Raw genomic sequence first — 23,613 nt, 5'->3', positions numbered from 1 at the left:
TTTATTGGGTATAATGCGAGGTTCGTTGCCCTGGCGGGCAGGCGATTCCTTCGTCAACATGAGCTAAGGCGACATTTTGTCTGAAAATGACGCCTGCGGGTTCCTGTATGTTAGACGATGAAGGCTTTTATTTTAAAATGGTAATTCGTTGATTTTGACCGTCTGTGGCAGAAAAGTAAATCGATGGCAACTTTGGTAACGAAACCGGGGTAAGTTTTTGTAAAAATACCAAAGTTATACGATACCTTGTGCGTGTCAGACGTATTCTTAGCGAAAGCATTCCGAAGGGAAAAACTGAATGAGTCAAAGCGAATCGAATCTGGTTGAGATCAAAGGCATGAGTTTTGTGCGCGGCGATCGTCCCATTTTCGAAGAGATAAATATGACCGTGCCGCGTGGCAAAGTCACTGCAATCATGGGGCCTTCGGGGATCGGTAAAACCACCTTGCTGCGTCTGATTGGCGGACAACTTGCGCCCGACAGCGGCGAAATCTGGTTCGACGGCGATAACATTCCGACATTGTCCCGTCGCAAATTGTACGAATCGCGCAAGAAAATGAGTATGTTGTTTCAGTCCGGTGCATTGTTTACTGACCTGACTGTGTTCGAAAATGTGGCGTTCCCGCTGCGTGAACACAGCAAATTACCGGAAGAATTACTGCGCAGTACGGTGACCATGAAACTGGAAGCAGTCGGGTTACGCGGTGCCGGTGACCTGATGCCTGCTGAATTGTCTGGCGGTATGGCAAGACGTGTCGCACTGGCTCGTGCGATTGCCCTCGACCCTGAACTGATCATGTTCGATGAGCCTTTTGTGGGACAGGATCCGATCACCATGGGCGTCCTGGTTAAACTCATTGATGAACTGAACCATGCGCTGGGTGTGACGTGCATCGTGGTTTCTCATGACGTTCCTGAAGTGCTAAGTATTGCTGATTACGCTTATATTGTGGCCGCGCAGCATGTGATTGCCGAAGGCACACCTGAGGAGCTGCAAAATAATCCTGATCCGCGTGTTCGTCAGTTCCTTGACGGTATTGCCGATGGACCGGTGCCTTTCCGTTTCCCTGCCGGTGATTACAAAACCGAGCTGCTCGGATGATGGAGTTCCCTATTCATGTTAATTAAGGCGTTAGCCTCAGTCGGGCGCCGCGGGATAAACACCTGTGCGTCTTTTGGCCGCGCCGGTCTGATGCTCTTTCGGGCATTGGTCGGTAAGCCGCAATTTGCCAAGCAATGGCCGCTGTTGATCAAGCAGCTTTACAGCGTTGGTGTACTTTCCCTGCTGATTATCCTCGTTTCCGGCTTGTTTATCGGCATGGTGCTTGGTTTGCAGGGATATCTGATTTTAACCACCTACAGCGCTGAGGCCAGCCTCGGTATGATGGTGGCGCTCTCTTTACTGCGTGAACTTGGACCGGTGGTGACTGCTCTGCTGTTCGCCGGCCGAGCGGGTTCCGCGCTGACCGCCGAACTGGGGTTGATGAAAGCCACTGAGCAAATTTCCAGCCTGGAGATGATGGCTATCGATCCGCTGCGCCGCGTTGTTGCACCGCGTTTCTGGGCCGGTCTGATTTCCATGCCTTTGTTGACGGCGATTTTCGTTGCCGTGGGGGTTTGGGGAGGTTCGCTGGTGGGTGTGGACTGGAAAGGCATCGACAGCGGTTTCTTCTGGTCAGCGATGCAAACCGCGGTAGACTGGCGGACTGATTTACTTAACTGCCTGATTAAAAGCCTTGTTTTCGCTATCACTGTGACCTGGATTGCGTTGTTCAATGGCTATGATGCGATACCGACGTCCGAAGGGATTAGCCGGGCAACGACACGTACTGTGGTGCATTCGTCACTGGCGGTGCTGGGATTGGATTTTGTGCTGACAGCACTGATGTTTGGAAATTAAACCATGCAAACGAAAAAGAGTGAAATCTGGGTAGGCGCGTTTTTAATCATCGCATTGATTGCGGTGATCTTCCTGTGTCTTAAAGTGGCCGACATCCGTTCCATCGGCTCCGACCCGACTTACCGTATTTCTGCGGACTTCGACAATATAGGCGGCCTGAAAAGCGGTTCGCCGGTCAAAGTCGGTGGCGTGGTTATCGGCCGCGTCAGCAGCATAACGCTTGATAAAAACTATTCCCCACGTGTCGAAATGGATATCGACCAGAAATACAACCAGATCCCGAGCACCAGTACGCTGGCGATCCGCACGTCTGGTTTGCTGGGCGAACAATTCCTGGCGTTGAATATTGGTTTTGAAGACCCTGAAATGGGAACGACTATCCTTAAAAACGGCGGCGTTATTCAGGACACTAAATCAGCGATGGTTCTCGAAGACCTGATTGGCCAGTTCCTTTATAAGAGTGGCGACGGCAAGGCTGACCCTGACGCAACGGCGGCTCCTGCTGCGCCTGAAGGGAATGCTGCACCTGCACCTGACGCTAATACGGCGCCACAGCCGGCTGCCCATTAAGAATTTGCCATTACGGATTCTCCATAAAAGAGGAAATAAGTATGTTTAAACGTTTAGTGATCGCTGCACTGTTGGTGGTTATGGCTCCGCTGGCGAATGCTGCTGTGGACAAGACCAATCCTTACAGCGTGATGAATGAAGCAGCGAACAAAACCTTCACCCGCCTCAAAACCGAACAGCCGAAAATCAAGCAGGATCCTAACTATCTGCGCCAGATCGTTCGTGAAGAATTGCTGCCGTATGTGCAGGTCAAATACGCCGGCGCGCTGGTATTAGGCCGCTATTATCAACAGGCGACACCTGCACAGCGCGAGGCTTATTTCGCGGCGTTCTCTGAATACCTGCAACAGGCTTACGGTCAGGCGCTGGCGATGTACAACGGCCAGAGCTACACGGTGCAACCAGAGCAGTCCTACGCGGATAAAGATATCATTGCTATCCGTGTCACCATTACCGATCCGAATGGTCGTCCTCCGGTTCGTCTGGATTTCCAGTGGCGTAAAAACAGCCGCACAGGCGAATGGCAGGCATATGACATGATCGCCGAAGGCGTCAGCATGATTTCGACCAAACAGAACGAGTGGGCAGATATCTTGCGCCAGAAAGGTATCGAGGGTCTGACAGCGCGTCTGAAACAAGCCGCTGCTCAGCCGATCACGCTGGATAAACAACAATGAGTGAAGCCCTGCGCTGGGAATCGCAGCCGCCGCGACTGATGTTGCACGGTGAGTTAGATCGCGAAACGCTGGTGGCATTCTGGGATATGCGCAGAAAGCTGATGTCCGGCGTGACCTGTCTGGATGTTTCCGGGCTGGAGCGTGTGGATTCTTCCGGTTTGGCTTTCCTGGTGCATTTACGCGAGGAAGCCCGTCAGCAGGGGATTACGCTGACGATTGCGGGTATCACTGACAGGCTGAGAACACTGATTACCTTGTATAACCTTCAGGACATTATTCCGTCGGACACTACGGGCTGCTCTGTTGAATAAATATATGAGCAGTTCCCGTGAGTTAGGCTGCGGGATGTGAATAGTTGACTGAATGTCCGTAAAGCCCCTGTGCGAAACTCTTCGTCAGGGGCTTTTTCGTGGTTTAAGAATTGCGCCGATCCCTATAAGATATCGGGCTGTTATGATTCTTCAGAAGAATAGATCCCTATGGAAACGAGTGAAATTAAAGACGTGTTGATGAACGCATTGGCACTGGACGAAGCCCACATTACTGGCGATGGCAGTCATTTTCAGGCCATTGTCGTTGGTGCGATGTTTGATGGCATGAGCCGCGTGAAAAAACAGCAGACCGTTTACGCACCGCTGATGGAATACATCGCCGACAATCGAATTCACGCACTGTCTATTAAGGCTTATACCCCTGAAGAATGGGCGCGTGACCGTAAACTGAGCGGTTTATAAGACTGCCGGAGTTCCGGCAGCTTCCTCGTATTTGACCTGTCGTTTTAATGAATAGAGAGCAGTCATAATGGATAAATTTCGTGTACAGGGTGGGACTCGCCTGAGCGGTGAAGTCACTATCTCTGGTGCAAAAAATGCAGCACTTCCTATTTTGTTTGCCGCACTGCTTGCTGAAGAACCTGTTGAACTCCAGAACGTTCCTCATCTGAAAGATATCGATACCACCATCAAACTGCTGAGCCAGCTGGGCACCAAAATAGAACGCAACGGTTCTGTTTTCGTTGACGCCAGTGCGGTGAATGAGTTTTGTGCGCCGTATGACCTGGTGAAAACCATGCGCGCTTCTATCTGGGCTCTTGGCCCGCTGGTGGCGCGTTTTGGTCGCGGTGAAGTCTCCCTGCCGGGCGGCTGTGCTATCGGCGCACGTCCTGTTGACCTGCATATTACCGGTCTGGAACAGCTGGGCGCGACCATTGTGCTGGAAGAAGGTTATGTGAAAGCCTCTGTCGATGGCCGCCTGAAAGGTGCGCACATCGTGATGGATAAAGTCAGCGTGGGTGCGACCGTTACCATCATGAGCGCAGCGACATTGGCTGAAGGCACCACCATTATTGAAAACGCCGCGCGTGAGCCGGAAATCGTCGATACCGCGAATTTCCTGAATACGCTGGGTGCGAAAATTACCGGTGCGGGTACTGATAAAATCACCATCGAAGGCGTTGCACGTCTGGGTGGCGGTGTTTACCGTGTGGTCCCCGATCGTATCGAAACCGGCACCTTCCTGGTGGCGGCCGCGATTTCCGGTGGCAAGATTACCTGTCGCGAAGCCCGTCCTGATACGCTGGATGCTGTACTGGCAAAACTGCGTGAAGCCGGTGCCGATATCGAAGTGGGCGAAGACTGGATCAGTCTCGACATGCATGGCAAACGGGCTAAAGCCGTCACCTTCCGCACCGCACCGCATCCGGGCTTCCCGACTGACATGCAGGCGCAGTTCAGCTTGCTGAATCTGGTGGCAGAGGGTACCGGTGTGATCACCGAAACCATCTTCGAAAACCGTTTCATGCACATTCCTGAACTGATCCGTATGGGCGCACATGCTGAAATCGAAGGCAGCACCCTGATTTGTCATGGCGTTGAAAAACTGTCTGGCGCTCAGGTGATGGCGACCGATTTACGTGCTTCTGCAAGTCTGGTTCTGGCGGGTTGTATTGCCGAGGGGGTGACCGTGGTTGACCGTATTTATCACATCGATCGTGGCTATGAGCGTATCGAAGATAAATTGCGTCAGCTGGGTGCGAAAATTGAGCGCTTCAACGGCGAATGATTCGTAGCTCTTGATGCAATAAAACGATTTCTGATGCAATAAAAAAGCCGGAAGGGGAAACCTTTCCGGCTTTTTCGTTGCTGTCTTCAGCGATCGTCAGTGATCAGGATATTCCTGCACGGTCACCTGCAAGGTCAGCTTCTGACCGTCACGCATAATCTCCACCGGAATGACCGTACCCGGACGAACCTCTGCGACCTGATCCATTGTCTCGATAGCGGAAACAGCCGGTTTGTTGTTGACGTTAACGATCACGTCTCTGACCTGCATGCCTGCATTAGCCGCCGGGCCATTGGGTGTGACTTCGTTCACCACAATCCCCTGAATATGATCCAGTCCGCTATTCGGCCCGTGCAGAGGGGAAACCTCGCGTCCGCTGATTCCGATATACCCGCGAATAACCCGGCCATCGCGAATCAGCTTGCCCATCACTTTTGTCGCCAGTGCGGTCGGGATGGCAAAGCCGATACCTTCCGGTGTGGCGCCGTCATTACTTTGGTCAAAGGACAGTGTATTAATCCCCATCAGCTCACCCAGCGAATTCACCAGTGCACCGCCGGAGTTACCCTGGTTAATCGATGCATCGGTTTGCAGAAAGTTCTGACGGCCTGACGGGCTGAGGCCAATGCGACCAGTGGCGCTGATAATACCCTGCGTGACTGTCTGACCGAGGTTATACGGGTTACCAATTGCCATCACGACATCACCGACATGCGGGGCGCGATGTGGATTAATCGGGATCACCGGCAGATTTCCGGCGTTGATTTTCAGCACGGCCAGGTCAGTCAGGCTGTCAGAGCCGACCAGCAAGGCTTCAAATACGCGGCCATCCTGCAATGCGACGATGATCTGATCGGCATTATTGATCACGTGCTTGTTGGTGAGGATATAACCATTGTCGTTCATGATCACACCGGAACCCAGTGTGCGGATGGCCAGTTCGTTCTGTGAACTGTTACCCATGTTGCGGTTATAAACGTTCACCACTGCCGGAGCAGCGTGGCGGACGCCTGAGTTATAGCTGACCGGTTCTTCGCTGTTTTGGGTGAAGTTTCGGTCAAACAGCGGTTCTGTGATGTTTTTACGCAACATAGGGACCGCCGCCAGCAAAATGCCAGCAACAATCAGGCCGATAACAGCGGATCTCAATAGCTTAACAAACATGGGTATATGGGATGCGAGATAAAAAGTGAGGGAAGAATAGCATGAGTTAATCGGACGCAGCAGCACCTGCGTCCGATTTTCAACGCTTTACGGCATGAATAAGTAGATATTTTGCCCTTTACGCAAGATGCTCAGCGCGATCAGGTCAGGTTTGCTTTCCAGTATTTTGCGGAAAGCGGCCAGATTTTCGAGCGGTTCGCGGTTTACACCGATAATCACATCGTCTTTTTCCAGACCGATTTGGTCAGCGGGCGTCCCTTTTTTCACGTCATCGACATGCACGCCTTTGGCGTTTTTATCCGCCGGATCGCTGAGCGTCACACCCTGCAAGGCAGGATTGAGTTTCTCAATGCTGACTTCCACGGCCGGGCTTTTATCCAGCGTGACGTTCACAGTCATCGGTTTACCATCGCGCAGCAAACCAATCTGCATGGTGACGCCCGGACCTGCGGTGCCCACTTTCGCGCGTAACTCAGCAAAGCTGCTCAGCGTTTTCCCCTGCAGGGTAATCAGTACGTCGCCCGGTTTAATACCGGCTTTCGCCGCTGCAGAATCCGGCAATACTTCATTGACGAAAGCGCCGCGCTGGCTGTCAAGTTTGAATGCCTGCGCCAGTTCCGGCGTCATTTCACTGCCGCGGATCCCCAGCAGGCCGCGTTTCACTTCACCGAACTCAATCAACTGATGGCTGAGGTTCTTCGCCATGTTCGCCGGGATAGCAAAACCGATACCGACGCTGCCACCCTGAGAGGAAATGATGGCGGTGTTAATACCAATCAGTTCACCTTTCAGATCGAGCAATGCGCCCCCGGAGTTACCGCGGTTAATCGACGCATCGGTCTGAATAAAGTTTTCCAGCCCCTCAAGATTCAGGCCGCTGCGACCAAGCGCAGAAACAATGCCGGATGTCACCGTCTGGCCAAGCCCAAACGGATTGCCAACGGCGACGGCAAAATCACCGACACGCAGGTTGTCGGAATCCGCCATCGTAATTTGTGTCAAATTTTTAGCATCAATCAGCTGGATCACCGCAATATCAGACTGATCGTCTTTGCCGATGAGCCTGGCTTTATATTCACGGCCATCGTTGAGCTGAACGTTGATTTTATCCGCATTATTCACCACGTGGTTGTTGGTGAGCACATAGCCTTTGGCGGCATCAATAATAACGCCTGAACCCAGCCCTTCAAAAGGCTGTGGCCCCTGATTGGGTTCCGGGTCCTGCTGACCGAAGAAGAATTTGTATTCCGGTGGGACATCCGCACTGGGTGGCTGGGTACCTGAAACCTGAACGCCCACGACTGCGGGCAATACTTTTTCCAGCATAGGTGCCAGACTTGGCAAAGGTTGTCCCTGAACTTCCGTAGGTAAAGCGGCATTCGCCATAGGCGCAGAAGCGAAAGTTAATCCAAGGCTAACAGCTAACACACTGAGCAAAAATGACTTTTTCTTCATCACGATAACTCTCTCGCTTTCTGTAATGGACGTCAGTTATGGACAATAGAACAGTGATTCACAGCACGGGAAGGGTCTGGAGAACGGCACATGCACGGGACATATGCCGTAAATACGCCTGCATAACGATTGTTATGCAGGTCAGGGGCGTCTGTTATTTACGAACCGGACGCTCACCACGCAGCAGACCGGACGCGCCATCAGAATAATCGCGTGGCATTTGCACCGGTACCTGATCGTTATCGGCCTCGGAGCCGGTCAGGCGGTAGTTGAACGGATTATCTTGCTCGGGCATATCGGGCAGCAAATTGTTGGAGCTTTTAGCCATGTGCTGATACAGCTGACGGTAATCAGTCGCCATGTTATCCAGCAACTCTGCGCTGCGGGCAAAATGGCCCACCAGTTCCTGACGGTATTCGTCGAGTTCGGCTTTGCTTTTCTCCAGTTCGTTTTTCATGACTTGTTGATCACGTAATTTACGATTACCAAAGCGCATCGCTACCGCACCAATCGCGATACCGACCACTAATCCAATGAGTGCATACTCCCAGGTCATAATGACTCCTATTTTGACTTCGTTGTCCCGCAGGGCTTTTTCACGTAACTTTTATGGCTTAACTTTTTTACACAATGGTTTTAACGCAATTGTTACACGCATTTGTCATGCAATAGCTCCACTATAACCGTTAACCTTGCCAGAGTGGAATCCTGCGGGGAAAATCACTGCTATCTGTTGGTTTTTTCATACACAGACAGCCGGGAAAAGCGGCGAACCCACGGCAAAAAAGCGGCTAAACGACGTGAAAAACATAAAAATTTTTTCTCAGGGACGTTAACAAAGATGCAATCTCAATCACCCCTTTTCCTTTATCAGAACGCTGTGGATGCCGGTGAATTCCAGGCGGATGCTGTTCAGAAACAGGCTGTCGCACAGCTTGATGTGATTTATCAGGCACTTTCCGCGCAGCCCGCAACAATGCCTCAGACCACCGGTCGTGGAGGGTTGCTGGGCCGTTTGTTTGCAAAATCTCCGCCGAAAACCCCTTCGCGACCAGTACAGGGACTGTATATGTGGGGCGGCGTGGGGCGCGGTAAAACCTGGCTGATGGATTTGTTTTTCCACAGCCTGCCCGGTGAACGTAAGCTTCGCCTGCATTTTCACCGCTTTATGTTGCGTGTCCATGAAGAACTGACGGAGCTTCAGGGGCAGGAAGATCCGCTGGAAGTGATTGCTGACCGCTTCAAAGCGGAAACGGACGTACTCTGTTTCGACGAGTTTTTTGTTTCGGATATTACCGATGCGATGTTGCTGGCGACGTTGCTGCAGGCGCTGTTTGCCCGCGGTATCACCCTGATTGCGACATCGAACATTCCGCCTGATTTGCTGTACCGCAACGGTCTGCAACGCGCGCGGTTCCTGCCGGCCATTGATCTGATTAAAGAATATTGCGATGTGCTGAATGTGGATGCCGGCATTGATTACCGTCTGCGTACGCTGACACAAGCCAATTTGTGGTTATCGCCTGTTGGCCCTGATACGACTGACGCGATGCATTCCATGCTAGGCAAACTGACCGGCAATCACAGTGGCGCGGAGGCAGGCGAAAGACCCGTACTTGAAGTGAATCATCGTCCGCTGCAGGCCATTGCTGCCGTTGACGGCGTGCTGGCGGTGGAATTTCATACCTTATGTGAAGAGGCGCGCAGCCAGCTCGATTATATTGCGCTGTCGAAAATCTATCACAGTGTACTGCTGCATAATGTGCCGGTGATGGGCGCAGACAGTGAGAACGCTGCGCGGCGTTTTCTGGCGCTGGTCGATGAATTCTATGAGCGCCATGTAAAACTGGTGATTTCCGCAGCGGTGCCGATGTTTGAGATTTATCAGGGGGAACGGCTGAAATTCGAATATCAGCGTTGTCTCTCGCGTCTGCAGGAGATGCAGAGTGAGGAATACCTCAGGCGGCCGCATCTGCCGTGATTTTAATTGATTATTATTTGCTCAGCCTGTGGTATAAAAAGGCGCAGTAAAGCCTGCATGGCGAACCCTCAGAAGACGTTGAGGTAAATCTTCCTTTTTGTCGAAAAAGGGTTCGATCTTTGCGGGAGACTTCTCTATAATCTTGCGACCCCACGTTACTACAAAGTTTTTTTCCCGAAACTTTATAAGTGCCAGCATTGGCTATTCGAAGGGGTAGGTTTGCTGGACGATGGTCGTGTGAACCTCAAATACTTATTTTATAAACAAGTAAGCGTTCGGGTGTTCGCCAACGTGTAACTTTAATTGGGTAAGCTTTTAATGAAAACTTTTACAGCTAAACCGGAAACCGTACAACGTGACTGGTTCGTAGTTGACGCTACCGGCAAGACCTTAGGTCGCCTGGCCACTGAACTGGCTCGCCGTCTGCGTGGCAAACATAAAGCGGAATACACTCCGCACGTTGATACTGGTGATTACATCATCGTTCTGAACGCAGAAAAAGTTGCTGTTACTGGCAACAAGCGTAACGACAAGATTTATTACCATCACACCGGCCACATCGGTGGTATCAAGCAAGCGACCTTTGAAGAGATGATCGCTCGCCGTCCTGAACGCGTGATCGAGCTCGCGGTTAAAGGCATGTTGCCAAAGGGCCCGTTGGGTCGTGCAATGTACCGTAAAATGAAAGTTTACGCGGGTAACGAGCACACTCATGCGGCGCAACAACCGCAAGTTCTTGACATTTAATTCGGGATTATAGGCAATGGCTGAAAATCAATACTACGGCACTGGTCGCCGCAAAAGCTCCGCCGCTCGTGTTTTCATCAAACCGGGTAGTGGTAACATCGTAATTAACCAGCGTAGCCTGGAACAGTACTTTGGTCGTGAAACTGCCCGCATGGTAGTTCGTCAACCACTGGAACTGGTCGACATGGTTGAGAAATTCGACCTGTACATCACCGTTAAAGGTGGTGGTATCTCCGGTCAAGCTGGTGCTATCCGTCACGGTATTACCCGTGCACTGATGGAATATGACGAAAATCTTCGTGGCGAACTGCGTAAAGCTGGCTTCGTTACTCGTGATGCTCGTCAGGTTGAACGTAAGAAAGTCGGTCTGCGTAAAGCACGTCGTCGTCCTCAGTTCTCCAAGCGTTAATTTTCTGCTGCTATTGCAGCACAGTGCTTCGGCACGAAAATCAGCGTCAAAAACCCGGTGTTTCACCGGGTTTTTTTATGCCTTTTGTTCCGTAATTGCAGGGGAAATGATCTCCTGACACACAATTCCCCATGAAATCGTCTCACCGTCCCCCACAGCCTGCGTAAAATCTGGTAAACTATCACACACTTTTGTGCCTGTTCGCCGAGCAGTTGACGTTGCCGCGCTTCCTGGCTGGGTTCGCCTTGCCGATGGTTGTCTATGAAACTACGGGACAAAAACTGCAGGCTGGCGATAACTCGCTGTAATATTCTAGATAAACTTGGAGGTTTTCATGGCTGTCGCTGCCAACAAACGTTCGGTAATGACGCTGTTTTCCGGCCCGACCGACATTTTTAGCCATCAGGTACGTATCGTACTGGCGGAAAAAGGTGTCAGTGTCGAGATCGAGCAGGTTGAGATGGATCACCTGCCGCAGGATCTTATTGACCTCAACCCTTACCGCACTGTACCGACACTGGTTGATCGTGAGCTGACCCTGTTTGAATCCCGCATCATCATGGAATATCTTGATGAGCGCTTCCCGCATCCGCCGCTGATGCCGGTTTATCCGGTTGCCCGTGGCGAGAGCCGTCTGATGATGCACCGCATCGAAAACGACTGGTATTCGCTGATGCGTCAAATCGAGCAAGGTTCTGCGACTGAAGCGGACGCTGCACGTAAGCAACTGCGTGAAGAGCTGCTGGCGATTGCGCCAATCTTCTCGTACATGCCTTATTTCAAAAGCGAAGAGTTCAGTCTGGTCGATTGCTACCTGGCTCCGCTGTTGTGGCGTTTGCCAGAGCTGGGCATTGAATTGTCAGGTACCGGTTCGAAAGAGCTGAAAGGCTACATGACCCGCGTCTTCGAACGTGATGCTTTCCTGGCTTCCCTGACCGAAGCAGAGCGCGAAATGCGTTTGCATACCCGAGGTTAAGGTATGGAGATGACCGACATGTCTCCGCGTCGCCCCTATCTGCTGCGGGCTTTTTATGACTGGTTGCTGGACAACCAGTTAACCCCGCATCTGGTGGTTGACGTGACGATGCCTGGCGTGATGGTGCCGATGGAGTTTGCGCGTGACGGACAAATTGTTCTGAACGTTGCGCCGCGTGCTGTCGGCAATCTCGAACTGGGTAATGATGACGTACGCTTTAACGCCCGTTTTGGTGGCGTACCGCGTAACGTGTTTGTACCGATTGCTGCTGTTCTGGCAATTTATGCCCGTGAAAACGGTGCCGGTACCATGTTCGAACCTGAACCTGCTTATGAAGCCGAAGGTGCCTTTGACGGTGACCTGAGCGCTGATGAGCCGACAGAACCGACCATGTCAGTCATTGATGGTGATTTGCCGGATGTGGCTGAAGAAGATCCGGATGATGAGCCGCCGACGCCGCCTCGCGGTGGTCGCCCGGCATTGCGTGTTGTGAAATAACAACCCGCTCAATCCGGCTTCATGCTTAAACCCTGCGTTGTTACGTGGGGTTTTTTATTGCCTTAAATACGCCGTCGCCACTTTTTGCCAGTGCAGATTGCGTACGATTAAAAAACAACGGGGCTGCCATCGCTGGCAGCCCCGTTTTGATGCCCCGTCGGATCAGACTTCGAGGAAGTTCATGATGCCTTCTGCGGCCTTGCGGCCTTCAGCAATCGCTGTCACCACCAGATCAGAACCGCGAACTGCATCGCCACCCGCGAAGATTTTCGGATTGCTGGTCTGGAAGGCGTTGTCGCTGCCTTCAGGGGCAACGATGCGTCCCTGAGAGTCCAGCTCAACGTCATGGGCTGCCAGCCATTCCATTTTGTGAGGGCGGAAACCAAATGCCATCACCACGGCATCAGCTTCCATCACATGTTCGGAACCGGCGACGATTTCTGCACGACGGCGGCCATGTGCATCCGGAGCGCCCAGTTCGGTACGCGCCATACGCACGCCGCATACGCGGCCTGAATCATTCAGCTCGATGCTCAGCGGTTGCAGGTTGAATTTGAAATCCACACCTTCTTCACGCGCATTCTTCACTTCACGACGCGAGCCCGGCATGTTCTCTTCATCACGACGGTACGCACAGGTTACATGCGTTGCGCCCTGACGAATCGAGGTACGCACGCAGTCCATTGCGGTATCACCACCGCCCAGCACCACGACGCGTTTCTTATCCATCGTCACGTAAGGTTCTTCCTGGCTGTCATCGTAGCCCATCAGCTGCTTGGTGTTAGCGATGAGGAACGGCAGGGCATCGTACACGCCCGGCGCATCTTCGTTCGCCAGGCCACCGCGCATGGACTGATAGGTGCCAACGCCGAGGAATACAGAATCGTATTCCGCCAGCAGCGCATCAATAGTGATATCTTTGCCGACTTCGGTATTGAGCTGGAATTCGATACCCATCTCAGTGAAGATTTCGCGACGCTTGGTCATCACTGATTTTTCCAGCTTGAAGGCCGGAATACCGAAAGTCAGCAGGCCGCCGATTTCCGGATGGCGATCGTAAACCACCGCTTTCACACCGTTACGGGTCAGGACGTCTGCACAAGCCAGACCTGCCGGGCCTGCGCCGATGATCGCCACGCGTTTGCCGGTTGGCTGCACGTGAGACATATCCGGACGCCAGCCCATCTCGATCGCTTTATCGTTGATGTAGCGTTCGATGTTACCGATGGTCACTGCACCGAACTCATCGTTCAGGGTACAGGAGCCTTCGCACAGTCTGTCCTGCGGACAAACGCGCCCGCAGACTTCCGGCAGGCTGTTAGTCTGATGCGCGAGGTCGGCTGCTTCCATGATGCGACCTTCGTTCGCCAGCTTCAGCCAGTTCGGAATGTAGTTGTGAACCGGGCATTTCCATTCGCAGTAAGGGTTACCGCAGGACAGGCAGCGGTCAGCCTGTGATGCGGCCTGCGTTGCTGAGAACGGCTCGTAAATTTCCACAAACTCAATTTTGCGGATCTTCAGCGCTTTCTTAGGCGGATCAACACGCTGCAGGTCGACAAATTGATAAACGTTTTGACTCATCTTAACCTCTTACTGCGCTTGTACCCGCAGCTCAGCTGCGGAACGACTACGGTGACCCAACAATGCTTTGACATCACTGGACTTCGGTTTTACCAGGGCAAATTTAGGCGCCCATTCCGGCCAGTTCGCCAAAATCTCTTCACCACGGGTCGATGCGGTCAGCTGTACGTGTTCGATGATCAAACCGCGCAGATGCTCTTCATGGATAGCCAGATCGGCTACTTCCAGGACTTCAACCAGTTCCGGGTTAACACGTTTGCGGAATTCGCCATCTTCATCAAGAACATAAGCGAAACCACCGGTCATGCCTGCGCCGAAGTTGACGCCGGTACGGCCCAGCACACAAACAATGCCGCCGGTCATATATTCACAACCGTTATCGCCGATGCCTTCCACCACGGTGATGGCACCGGAGTTACGTACCGCGAAACGCTCACCCGCGCGGCCTGCAGCAAACATTTTGCCGCCGGTTGCGCCATATAAACAGGTGTTACCGATGATGCTGGCTTCGTGACTGCGGAACGCAGAACCAATTGGCGGACGAATGGCAATGCGGCCACCCGCCATACCTTTGCCCACATAGTCGTTCGCGTCGCCGGTCAGCATTAAATCTACGCCGCCTGCGTTCCAGACGCCGAAGCTCTGGCCTGCGGTGCCGTTGAAGTTAATACGCACCGGATCAGCCGCCATGCCCTGATCGCCATGTTTCTCTGCAATCGCACCGGACAACATAGCGCCAACGGAACGGTCAGTGTTGCGGATATCAAAGTAGAACGCTTTGCTCTGTTTTGAATCGATATGCGGCGCGGCCTGTTCCAGGATGTCTTTATTCAGCTGACCCTTGTCGAACGCCGGGTTGCTTTCGGTGCAGTACACCGCTTTGCCTTCATGCGGCGTGGCCGTTGCCAGTATCGCAGAAAGGTCGAGATTGTTTTGCTTGGCGGTGAAACCGTCCAGCTCAGTCAGCAGATCGGTACGACCAATCAGATCTACCAGCTGGCTGACACCCAACTCGGCCATGATTTCACGGGTTTCCTGCGTGATGAACCTGAAGTAGTTCACTACACGTTCCGGCAGTCCGTGATAATGGTTGCGACGCAGTTTTTCATCCTGAGTTGCCACGCCCGTTGCACAGTTGTTCAGGTGGCAAATACGCAGGTATTTACAACCCAGCGCCACCATCGGGCCGGTACCAAAACCGAAGCTTTCTGCACCAAGAATCGCTGCCTTGATGATGTCGAGGCCGGTTTTCAGGCCGCCATCAACCTGCAGACGGATCTTATGACGCAGGCCGTTGGCCACCAGTGCCTGTTGTGTTTCTACCAGGCCCAGTTCCCACGGACAACCGGCATACTTCACCGAAGACAGCGGGCTTGCGCCGGTGCCGCCATCGTAGCCAGCGATAGTGATGAGATCCGCGTAAGCTTTTGCCACGCCAACGGCGATAGTGCCGACGCCCGGTTCAGACACCAGTTTCACCGAAATCATCGCTTTCGGGTTGACCTGTTTCAGGTCGAAAATCAGCTGCGCCAGATCTTCAATGGAATAAATATCGTGGTGCGGCGGTGGAGAAATCAGGGTCACGCCCGGTACGGAATAGCGCAGTTTCGCGATGTACGGCGTCACTTTGTCACCCGGCAACTGGCCGCCTTCGCCTGGTTTTGCACCCTGCGCCACTTTGATCTGGATAACGTCAGCATTGACCAGATACGCCGGGGTTACACCGAAACGACCGGAAGCCACCTGTTTGATTCGGGACACTTTATTGGTGCCGTAACGCGCCGGGTCTTCGCCACCTTCGCCGGAGTTAGAACGTCCGCCGATGCTGTTCATCGCTTCGGCCAGAGATTCATGCGCTTCCGGGCTCAGTGCGCCGATAGACATCGCTGCGGTATCGAAACGGGTAAATAAACCTTCCGCCGGTTCAACCTGATCAACAGGGATCGGCTGGCCTTTTGGCGTGACTTTCAGCAAGTCACGCAGTGTGGCCACCGGACGCTCGTTTACCAGTTTGGCGTATTTCTTATAATCGTCGTAATCACCGCTGTTGACAGCGGCTTGCAGGGTAGTGACCACGTCCGGGTTATAGGAATGGTATTCGCCACCGTGGACAAATTTCAGCAGGCCGCCCTGATCCAGCGTTTTGCGTTTCAGCCACGCGCGCTTGGACAGGTTCAGTAAGTCCTGTTCGAAGTCGCTGTAACCGGCACCGCCGATACGGCTGACGACGCCGTTAAAGCAGGTGTTGCACAGATCCTTCGCCAGACCGACTGCTTCAAACAGTTTCGAGCAACGGTAAGAGGCGACGGTTGATATGCCCATTTTGGACATGATCTTGTACAGGCCTTTGTTGATGCCGTTACGGTAGTTCAGCATCACTTCACGGTATTTCTTCTCGATGACCTGGGAGTCGACCAGTTTTGCCAGGGTTTCGTAGGCCAGATACGGGTAAACCGCAGTGGCACCGAAGCCAATCAGCACGGCGAAATGGTGCGGGTCACGGGCGCTGGCGGTTTCAACAATGATGTTGGCATCGCATCGCAGGCTTTTTTCAACCAGACGCAACTGCAACGCACCGACGGCCATGGGTGCAGGCAGCGGCAGGCGGTTCGGGGCGATATTGCGGTCAGACAGCACCAGCAGAACCGCGCCGTTACGCACTTTCTGTTCGCCTTCGTCACAGAGTTTCTGGACGAACTGCTCCATATTTTGTTCGGTCGGATCGTACGTAATATCCAGCGTTTCCGCGCGATAGTGTTTGCTGTCGAGCGTGGTCAGCTGTTTAAAGTCAGACCACAGCAGGATTGGCGATTTGAAGCTCAGACGGTGAGCCTGACCTTCGGCTTCGCAGAACACGTTCATCTCGCGGCCGATGCTGGTCGCCAGAGACATCACGTGGGCTTCGCGCAGCGGATCGATTGGCGGGTTAGTGACCTGCGCAAATTGCTGGCGGAAGTAGTCATACACGATACGCGGACGGCTGGAGAGCACGGCAAATGGCGTGTCGTCACCCATGGAGCCGACGGCTTCCTGACCGTTTTCACCCAGTACGCGGATGATCTGATCGAGTTCTTCGCTGCTGTAGCCGAATTGCTTCTGGAAAGTTTCCAGTAAGGTGTCTTCCAGCTCACGGCTGCCCACCTGATCTTCCGGCAAGTCTTCGAACGGCACCAGACGCTGAACGTTTTTCTCCATCCATTGCTTATAAGGATGGCGGCCCTTCAGATCGTTGTCAGTTTCTGCAGAATGGTGGATTTTGCCGCTGCGGGTGTCGATCACCATCAGCTCGCCCGGTCCGACGCGGCCTTTTTCGACCACTTCGTCCGGCTGATAATCCCAGATGCCAACTTCGGACGCACAGGTGATCAGCTTATCTTTGGTGATGACATAGCGCGCAGGACGCAGACCGTTACGGTCAAGGTTACAGGCGGCATAACGGCCATCTGACATCACGATACCGGCCGGGCCATCCCACGGCTCCATGTGCATGGAGTTAAAGTCGAAGAATGCGCGCAGATCGTCGTCCATGTCCGGGTTTTGCTGCCAGGCTGGCGGCACCAGCAAACGCATGGCGCGCAGTAAATCCATCCCGCCTGCCAGGAACAGTTCCAGCATGTTGTCCAGCGAGCTGGAGTCCGAACCGGTTTCATTCACGAACGGTGAGGCGTCTTGCAGATCGGGGATCAGCGGCGTTTTGAATTTATACGCACGGGCACGCGCCCACTGGCGGTTACCGGTGATGGTGTTGATTTCGCCGTTGTGCGCCAGATAGCGGAAAGGCTGAGCCAGTTGCCAGCGCGGTACGGTGTTGGTCGAGAAACGCTGGTGGAACAGGCAGATGGCCGATTCCAGACGCAGGTCGGCCAGGTCTAAATAGAAGCGTGGCAGATCCGCAGGCATACACAGGCCTTTATAGATCGTGACCACGTTGGAGAAACTGCACACATAGAAGTCTTTATCCTGAATGCGTTTCTCAATACGGCGGCGCGCCATATAAAGGCGGCGCTCCATGTCACGCGGACGCCAGCCGGCAGGCGCGTTGACAAAAATTTGTTCGATGCGGGGCAGGGAGGAAAGCGCGATTTCACCGAGTACGTCCGGATTGGTCGGAACGTCACGCCAGCCCACCACGGACAGCGTCTCGTTTTGCAACTCTTCTTCAACAATGCGGCGGCTTGCCTCAGCTTCTTTTTCATCTTTGCTGAGGAACAGCATGCCAACGGCATAGTTTTTCGCCAGACGCCAGCCACGTTCTTCAGCAATCATGCGGAAGAAGCGGTCAGGTTTCTGTAAATGAAGGCCACAGCCGTCGCCGGTCTTGCCGTCAGCAAGGATCGCGCCACGGTGTTGCATACGGGCCAGCGCGTGGATCGCAGTACGCACGACCTTATGGCTAGGTTCGCCTTCTATATGGGCGATCAGGCCGAAACCACAGTTGTCCCTCTCTTGGGATTTATCGTACAACATTACGTGAACCTCCCCAGGCTCTGCGAGACTCTCACACCAATCGCGAGCGGGCTTATACACAGAGGTTTGTCCGCAATTTCGCGCACTCTTGCGGTGCGTTGATTGCCCGGACATCTCCGTCAAAGGCCTCTCGTGATGGTTCTCACAAGTGGTGGTTGACTTGTTTTAATGAGGGAGTCTTCAATTACTGCATAAATATGACGAGTTGCTCACCCGTCGAGATTGCTTCCAGCGGACTCCCAACTTAGCGAGAAAGCACAGACAGGTCAAATGGCGATTTAAGTTATATTAAAAGTGATATAAAGAGATTTAATTATTTGAAATATATATGTTTTGTGGGGTTTTTGCTGGCATATTTCCGATGGGGGCATGCACGTAAAGTGTGAGCTGACTCACTATGGGGAAAGCGTAAGATCTCCGCACCGTGCTGGCAGGGGCGTAATTACCAGTATTTTATACTGGAAAATACTGTACCCATGCGGTTTGTCACTGTTTTTAACCTGACAGTAATAATGTGTTAGTCCGGTGTTTGTAATAAGAATTATTCATACTGCCACGAATGACTTTATTTGCAGTAATAATGAATAGTTATGCCTGTGCGAAACGCACCGGGAGAGAAAATATTCGGAGGATAAAAGGAAAAAATGTTAGCTGGACGGCAGTTGGCAACGCGTGCAGCCTGATAAAAGCCGGCCGATATTAATAATATCACCGCAGATAATAGTCAATAACTCTGCCCTTATTTCCTGCATTGCACCATGACAAGCCCCTGCAAGGTGCATCTCACAAACTTCACGCTCAATTTATCCCCTGCCATCACGCCGGTGAGGTTTTGCGGTATGATTCAGACGACTTCGTTTTAAGGGAAACGTTATGAAGCAAATCCGGGTTTTAGCGCAGTATTATGTCGATCTGATGGTCAAGCTGGGGCTGGTGAGATTCTCACTGTTGCTGGCGTCTGCGCTGGTGGTACTGGCAATGATTGTCCAGATGGCGGTCACGATGCTCCTGCGCGGGCAGGTTGAGAGTATCGACGTCGTTCGTTCCATCTTCTTTGGTTTGCTGATCACGCCCTGGGCGGTTTACTTCCTGTCGGTGGTGGTTGAACAACTTGAAGAGTCGCGTCAGCGTTTAGCGCGTCTGGTCGATAAACTGGAAGAAATGCGCCACCGCGACCTCGAACTGAATCAGCAACTCAAAGACAACATCACCCAACTGAATCAGGAAATCGCCGACCGTGTGAAAGCGGAAGAAGCGCGTCTGGCAGTGGTCGATAAGCTGAAACTCGAAATGCAGCACCGCGAACAGGCGCAGATCGAACTGAGCCAGCAATCTGCATTATTACGCTCTTTCCTCGATGCCTCGCCGGACCTGGTGTATTACCGCAACGAAGACAAAGAATTCTCCGGCTGTAACCGGGCGATGGAACTGCTGACCGGCAAAAGTGAAAAGCAACTGATCGGCCTGACTCCCAACGACGTTTATACTCCGGATATCGCCGAGAAAGTGGTCGAAACCGACGAGAAGGTTTTCCGTCACAACGTTTCCCTGACCTACGAACAATGGCTGGTCTATCCGGACGGGCGCAAAGCCTGCTTCGAATTGCGTAAAGTGCCGTTTTATGACCGTATCGGTAAGCGACACGGGCTGATGGGCTTCGGACGCGATATTACCGAGCGTAAGCGCTATCAGGACGCGTTAGAGAACGCCAGCCGTGAGAAGACCACTTTTATCTCAACGATCAGCCACGAGCTGCGTACGCCGCTTAACGGCATCGTCGGGCTGAGCCGCATTTTGCTCGACACCGAGCTGGACAAAGAACAGCACAGCTACCTGAAAACCATTCATGTCAGCGCGATCACCCTCGGCAATATCTTCAACGATATTATTGAAATGGACAAAATTGAGCGCCGCAAAGTGCAGCTTGATAACCAGCCGGTTGATTTCACCGAATTCCTCTCCGATCTGGAAAATCTCTCCGGACTGCTGGCCCAGCCGAAAGGGCTGAAATTTATCATGGAGCCTGACCTGCCGTTGCCGCGCAGTATTACGACGGACGGCACGCGTCTGCGCCAGATTCTGTGGAATCTGATCGGCAACGCCGTCAAATTCACCCGCGAAGGTGAGATTGTGCTGAGCGTGCATTATGAACCGAACGATATGCTGCGATTTGTCGTGCGCGATTCCGGTCTGGGGATCCCGCAGGATGAGCAGGACAAAATCTTCGCCATGTATTATCAGGTGAAAGATCAGAACGGCGGTAAACCGGCGACCGGCACAGGGATTGGGCTGGCGGTGTCAAAACGTCTGGCGCAGGCAATGGGCGGCGATATCACCGTCAGCAGCGTGCCGGGTCAGGGTTCCTGCTTTACGCTCGTCGTACGCGCACCAACGCTGGATTCACCGGCTGACCTGGCCAGTGACGAAGAAGACATGCCCTTACCGGCGCTGCACGTGCTGCTGGTCGAAGACATTGAGCTGAACGTCATTGTGGCGCGTTCAGTGCTGGAGAAGTTAGGTAACAGCGTGGAAGTGGCGATGAATGGCCATGATGCGCTGGAGATGTTCGATCCTGACGAATTCGATCTGGTACTGCTGGATATCCAGTTGCCTGACATGACAGGGCTGGATATTGCCCGCAAGCTGCGCACCGATTACGCCGGACAACGTCTGCCGCCACTGATTGCCCTGACAGCAAACGTGCTGAAAGACAAAAAAGAGTATCTCGATGCGGGAATGGATGACGTGCTGAGCAAGCCGCTGTCTGTTTCCGCGCTGACCGCGATGATTCAGCAGTTCTGGGATCATCAGCCTGACGTTTCCGTAGTGGAAAAGGAACCCGTAGTGATGAAAGACAGCGAATCGTTGCTTGATACCGCCATGCTTGAGCAGTACATCGACCTGGTTGGGGCGAAACTGATTTATCAGAGTGCGGATATGTTTGAAAAAATGATGCCGGGCTATCTGGCTGTGCTTGATTCCAACATGACGGCACGCGATCAAAAAGGGATTGCCGAGGAAGGCCACAAAATCAAAGGCGCGGCGGGTTCTGTTGGCCTGAAACATTTACAGCAACTGGCACAACAAATTCAGACGCCGACATTGCCAGCCTGGTGGGATAACGTTCAGGAATGGATTGATGAGCTGAAGGCCGAATGGCGCAATGACATCAAAGTATTACGTGACTGGACGGCAAACGCTGAAAAAAAATAACCCCGGCCGAGGCCGGGGTGCGCGAATACTGCGCCAACACCAGGGAAAGAGGTAACCCACGATAGTTTTTAGGGTTCGGTTTTCGCAGGTCTTGGAATTCAGGTTTAAAGTCTAATACATCCTGTAGCAATCAACATAACAAATATAAGCAGAACTGTTACAACATTCATTAAAAACTGTGATGTAGATTAGTCTTTGTCTATACAAAACATCAAGTCTTTATCGCAGGATTTTTGACAGAATACAAATGAAGCATGTTGATGTTGTATTGGCGACATGCAATTTTGCTTATGGAAGTGAACAATAGCAGGCGGTTTTGCAGGTGAATTTGCGACATGCCCGTCTATGAAACCGGTTCTATAAATTGAAAAATTTATGCCAACTTGTTGTAATATATGGTTTAAGTGTGAATTTCAGCGAAATGATCTCTCCGGAGCCAAAAGAGATCTGAAATTTATTTTAAATGAAAAAATTTCACTTAGGTTTATGCGTTTTTTATCTGATAAAAAGGTGCACACCCTGCTGATTTTTTAGGTATCACAGGTGTTGTATTTGACTTAGTGCGTTAACGCATTACGGAATAATTGATGAGAATTTATTCACTTTCACTGATCGGAATCATAAATTAATCTTACGTATCTTTTGTTGATTAGTTTACAAAAATTTTACTTTTTTGCTTAAAAATCAGTCGCAGTGAAAAAAGCAAGAGTTCCTGACTGTTTGACGGAACTCCTTGATGGTAGTGGTTTAATCGGAATTTTTCGTTCTGAATGTAAGCAAAAGTTTCATTGTTATTGCTCAATTGTTAGCAATATTGTGCAGCATTTCGCTAGCCTGATCTTGCAGATTATTATTGAGATTGATTAGATGGTCGGATGTGTTGTGGAAAGCGCCAAATGAATAAAATTACTCGAAAAGGCCTGTTGCGTACGCCGCTGTTATGGCTAAAACGCGCAGTGATACTGTTACTCTGCTTATGGGTAGCGGGCATTCTTCTTTTTTCTTTTTTACCCGTGCCTTTTTCTGCCGTGATGGTGGAGCGCCAGATTTCCGCGTGGCTGACCGGTGATTTTGGTTATGTTGCACATTCGGACTGGGTGCCAATGAGTGAGATTTCCTCACCAATGGCGCTCGCGGTGATGGCGGCGGAAGATCAGAAATTCCCGACTCATTGGGGATTTGATGTCGATGCTATTCAGTCGGTGCTGGATAAAGACGGCGGAAAAATGCGTGGTGCTTCGACATTATCCCAGCAAACCGCTAAAAACCTGTTTCTGTGGGATGGGCGCAGTTGGGTGCGTAAAGGGCTTGAGGCCGGGCTGACCGTGGGTATTGAAACCGTATGGACAAAACGTCGCATTCTGACGGTGTACCTGAATATCGCGGAGTTTGGTGATGGCGTCTTTGGCGTCGAGCAGGCTGCGCAGCATTTCTTCCATAAACCGGCCAGCCGCCTGACTGCGTCTCAGGCCGCGTTACTGGCCGCAGTGTTGCCGAATCCGCATCTGTTTAAGGTGAATGCGCCTTCTGCGTATGTCATACGCCGTCAGCAATGGATCCTGCGTCAGATGAGCCAGCTCGGTGGTGAGTCTTTCCTGCAAGAGCATAAACTGCATTAGAGCGGATGATGTTTACAGTAAAAAAAGGACAGCCTGAGCTTAATGCCGATCGTTTAAGGATCAGTTGACCGATCCGGTGGCTCGTGTAAAAAGGGTTCATGCTCATCATGGACCCTTTTTAAATGGAACTTTCACAAGCTCTCGGTATTATCAATCTTACTGCCCCCGATGAAGTTCAAAGCCTCGCTGACCTCCTGTCTCCTGACCTCATTCAGCAAGCTTTTTCTCTCACTGACACCGTCACCCTACGCAAGCGTAAACTCCCCCTCGAGTCCATGGTCTGGCTGGTTATCGG

The 23,613-nt window shown here is 52.2% G+C and carries 20 protein-coding genes; 15 read left to right on the top strand and 5 right to left on the bottom strand.

All coding sequences use genetic code 11. The features are described from left to right. Positions 1–298: 298 nt before the first annotated feature. From mlaF to murA, 7 genes are all read left to right on the top strand, one after another. Entirely contained in the window at positions 299–1,102 is an 804-nt protein-coding gene (mlaF, locus tag UC14_RS17075; RefSeq protein ID WP_013577251.1) for a phospholipid ABC transporter ATP-binding protein MlaF, read from the top strand. A gap of 15 nt (positions 1,103–1,117) precedes the next feature. After that, positions 1,118–1,900: a lipid asymmetry maintenance ABC transporter permease subunit MlaE gene (gene mlaE, locus UC14_RS17070; protein ID WP_013577250.1), complete on the top strand. Its 783-nt coding sequence runs from the start codon at positions 1,118–1,120 to the stop codon at positions 1,898–1,900. Positions 1,901–1,903: 3 nt separating this feature from the next. Next, entirely contained in the window at positions 1,904–2,470 is a 567-nt protein-coding gene (mlaD, locus tag UC14_RS17065) for an outer membrane lipid asymmetry maintenance protein MlaD (protein ID WP_013577249.1), read from the top strand. 41 nt (positions 2,471–2,511) lie between these two features. Next, the gene (gene mlaC, locus UC14_RS17060) at positions 2,512–3,147 is read left to right on the top strand and encodes a phospholipid-binding protein MlaC (RefSeq protein WP_037035038.1); all 636 of its coding nucleotides are present in this window, start codon (positions 2,512–2,514) and stop codon (positions 3,145–3,147) included. Further along, the gene (gene mlaB / locus UC14_RS17055) at positions 3,144–3,458 is read left to right on the top strand and encodes a lipid asymmetry maintenance protein MlaB (protein ID WP_013577247.1); all 315 of its coding nucleotides are present in this window, start codon (positions 3,144–3,146) and stop codon (positions 3,456–3,458) included. The genes mlaC and mlaB overlap by 4 nt, the downstream gene beginning before the upstream one ends. Positions 3,459–3,626: 168 nt before the next feature. Continuing rightward, positions 3,627–3,881, top strand: a complete 255-nt coding sequence (gene ibaG / locus UC14_RS17050) for a BolA family iron metabolism protein IbaG (RefSeq protein ID WP_013577246.1) — start codon at positions 3,627–3,629, stop codon at positions 3,879–3,881. 67 nt (positions 3,882–3,948) lie between these two features. Further along, entirely contained in the window at positions 3,949–5,208 is a 1,260-nt protein-coding gene (gene murA, locus UC14_RS17045) for a UDP-N-acetylglucosamine 1-carboxyvinyltransferase (protein WP_013577245.1), read from the top strand. A gap of 96 nt (positions 5,209–5,304) precedes the next feature. On the opposite strand, the gene degS is transcribed toward murA, so the two are convergent. The 3 genes from degS to zapG all read right to left on the bottom strand — a co-directional run bounded on the left by degS (position 5,305) and on the right by zapG (position 8,383). Further along, positions 5,305–6,372 carry an outer membrane-stress sensor serine endopeptidase DegS gene (degS, locus tag UC14_RS17040; protein WP_037035040.1) on the bottom strand — a complete coding sequence of 356 codons (1,068 nt, stop codon included), beginning with the start codon at positions 6,370–6,372 and terminating at the stop codon, positions 5,305–5,307. Positions 6,373–6,459: 87 nt separating this feature from the next. Then, positions 6,460–7,827 carry a serine endoprotease DegQ gene (gene degQ, locus UC14_RS17035; RefSeq protein WP_013577243.1) on the bottom strand — a complete coding sequence of 456 codons (1,368 nt, stop codon included), beginning with the start codon at positions 7,825–7,827 and terminating at the stop codon, positions 6,460–6,462. 154 nt (positions 7,828–7,981) lie between these two features. Then, positions 7,982–8,383 (bottom strand): Z-ring associated protein ZapG, encoded by a 402-nt coding sequence (gene zapG / locus UC14_RS17030; RefSeq protein ID WP_013577242.1) that lies wholly within the window; start codon positions 8,381–8,383, stop codon positions 7,982–7,984. Between the two features lie 285 nt (positions 8,384–8,668). Here zapG and zapE point away from each other — a divergent pair, with 285 nt between their 5' ends. The 5 genes from zapE (at position 8,669) to sspB (ending at position 12,438) form a co-directional block, all read left to right on the top strand. Beyond that, entirely contained in the window at positions 8,669–9,808 is a 1,140-nt protein-coding gene (gene zapE, locus UC14_RS17025) for a cell division protein ZapE (protein WP_037035042.1), read from the top strand. A gap of 318 nt (positions 9,809–10,126) precedes the next feature. Then, positions 10,127–10,555, top strand: a complete 429-nt coding sequence (gene rplM, locus UC14_RS17015) for a 50S ribosomal protein L13 (protein WP_013577239.1) — start codon at positions 10,127–10,129, stop codon at positions 10,553–10,555. 16 nt (positions 10,556–10,571) lie between these two features. Next, positions 10,572–10,964 (top strand): 30S ribosomal protein S9, encoded by a 393-nt coding sequence (rpsI, locus tag UC14_RS17010; RefSeq protein ID WP_013577238.1) that lies wholly within the window; start codon positions 10,572–10,574, stop codon positions 10,962–10,964. A 334-nt stretch (positions 10,965–11,298) separates the two neighbouring features. Next, positions 11,299–11,940 (top strand): stringent starvation protein SspA, encoded by a 642-nt coding sequence (gene sspA, locus UC14_RS17005; protein ID WP_013577237.1) that lies wholly within the window; start codon positions 11,299–11,301, stop codon positions 11,938–11,940. Positions 11,941–11,943: 3 nt separating this feature from the next. Then, entirely contained in the window at positions 11,944–12,438 is a 495-nt protein-coding gene (gene sspB / locus UC14_RS17000) for a ClpXP protease specificity-enhancing factor (protein WP_013577236.1), read from the top strand. A gap of 162 nt (positions 12,439–12,600) precedes the next feature. Here the strand turns inward: sspB and UC14_RS16995 are convergent, their stop codons facing one another. Both UC14_RS16995 and gltB read right to left on the bottom strand, forming a co-directional pair. Continuing rightward, positions 12,601–14,019, bottom strand: a complete 1,419-nt coding sequence (locus UC14_RS16995; RefSeq protein ID WP_013577235.1) for a glutamate synthase small subunit — start codon at positions 14,017–14,019, stop codon at positions 12,601–12,603. Positions 14,020–14,028: 9 nt separating this feature from the next. Beyond that, positions 14,029–18,486, bottom strand: coding sequence for a glutamate synthase large subunit (gltB, locus tag UC14_RS16990; RefSeq protein ID WP_112151045.1), 4,458 nt, complete (start codon positions 18,484–18,486; stop codon positions 14,029–14,031). Positions 18,487–19,359: 873 nt separating this feature from the next. Here gltB and arcB point away from each other — a divergent pair. From arcB to UC14_RS16970, 3 genes are all read left to right on the top strand, one after another. Then, the gene (arcB, locus tag UC14_RS16985) at positions 19,360–21,699 is read left to right on the top strand and encodes an aerobic respiration two-component sensor histidine kinase ArcB (RefSeq protein WP_112198094.1); all 2,340 of its coding nucleotides are present in this window, start codon (positions 19,360–19,362) and stop codon (positions 21,697–21,699) included. Between the two features lie 896 nt (positions 21,700–22,595). Further along, a complete protein-coding gene (mtgA, locus tag UC14_RS16980) occupies positions 22,596–23,318 on the top strand; it encodes a monofunctional biosynthetic peptidoglycan transglycosylase (protein ID WP_013577232.1) in 723 nt (240 codons plus the stop codon). Positions 23,319–23,440: 122 nt separating this feature from the next. Further along, positions 23,441–23,613, top strand: a 173-nt coding sequence (locus UC14_RS16970; protein ID WP_198670073.1) for a transposase domain-containing protein, incomplete at its 3' end; no start/stop codon positions are given.

Source organism: Rahnella sp. NRRL B-41462, from assembly GCF_003263525.1.
Lineage (GTDB): Bacteria > Pseudomonadota > Gammaproteobacteria > Enterobacterales > Enterobacteriaceae > Rahnella > Rahnella aceris.
Note: the sequence above shows the minus strand (reverse complement) of the source record. Positions and strands in the feature narration are given on the sequence as shown.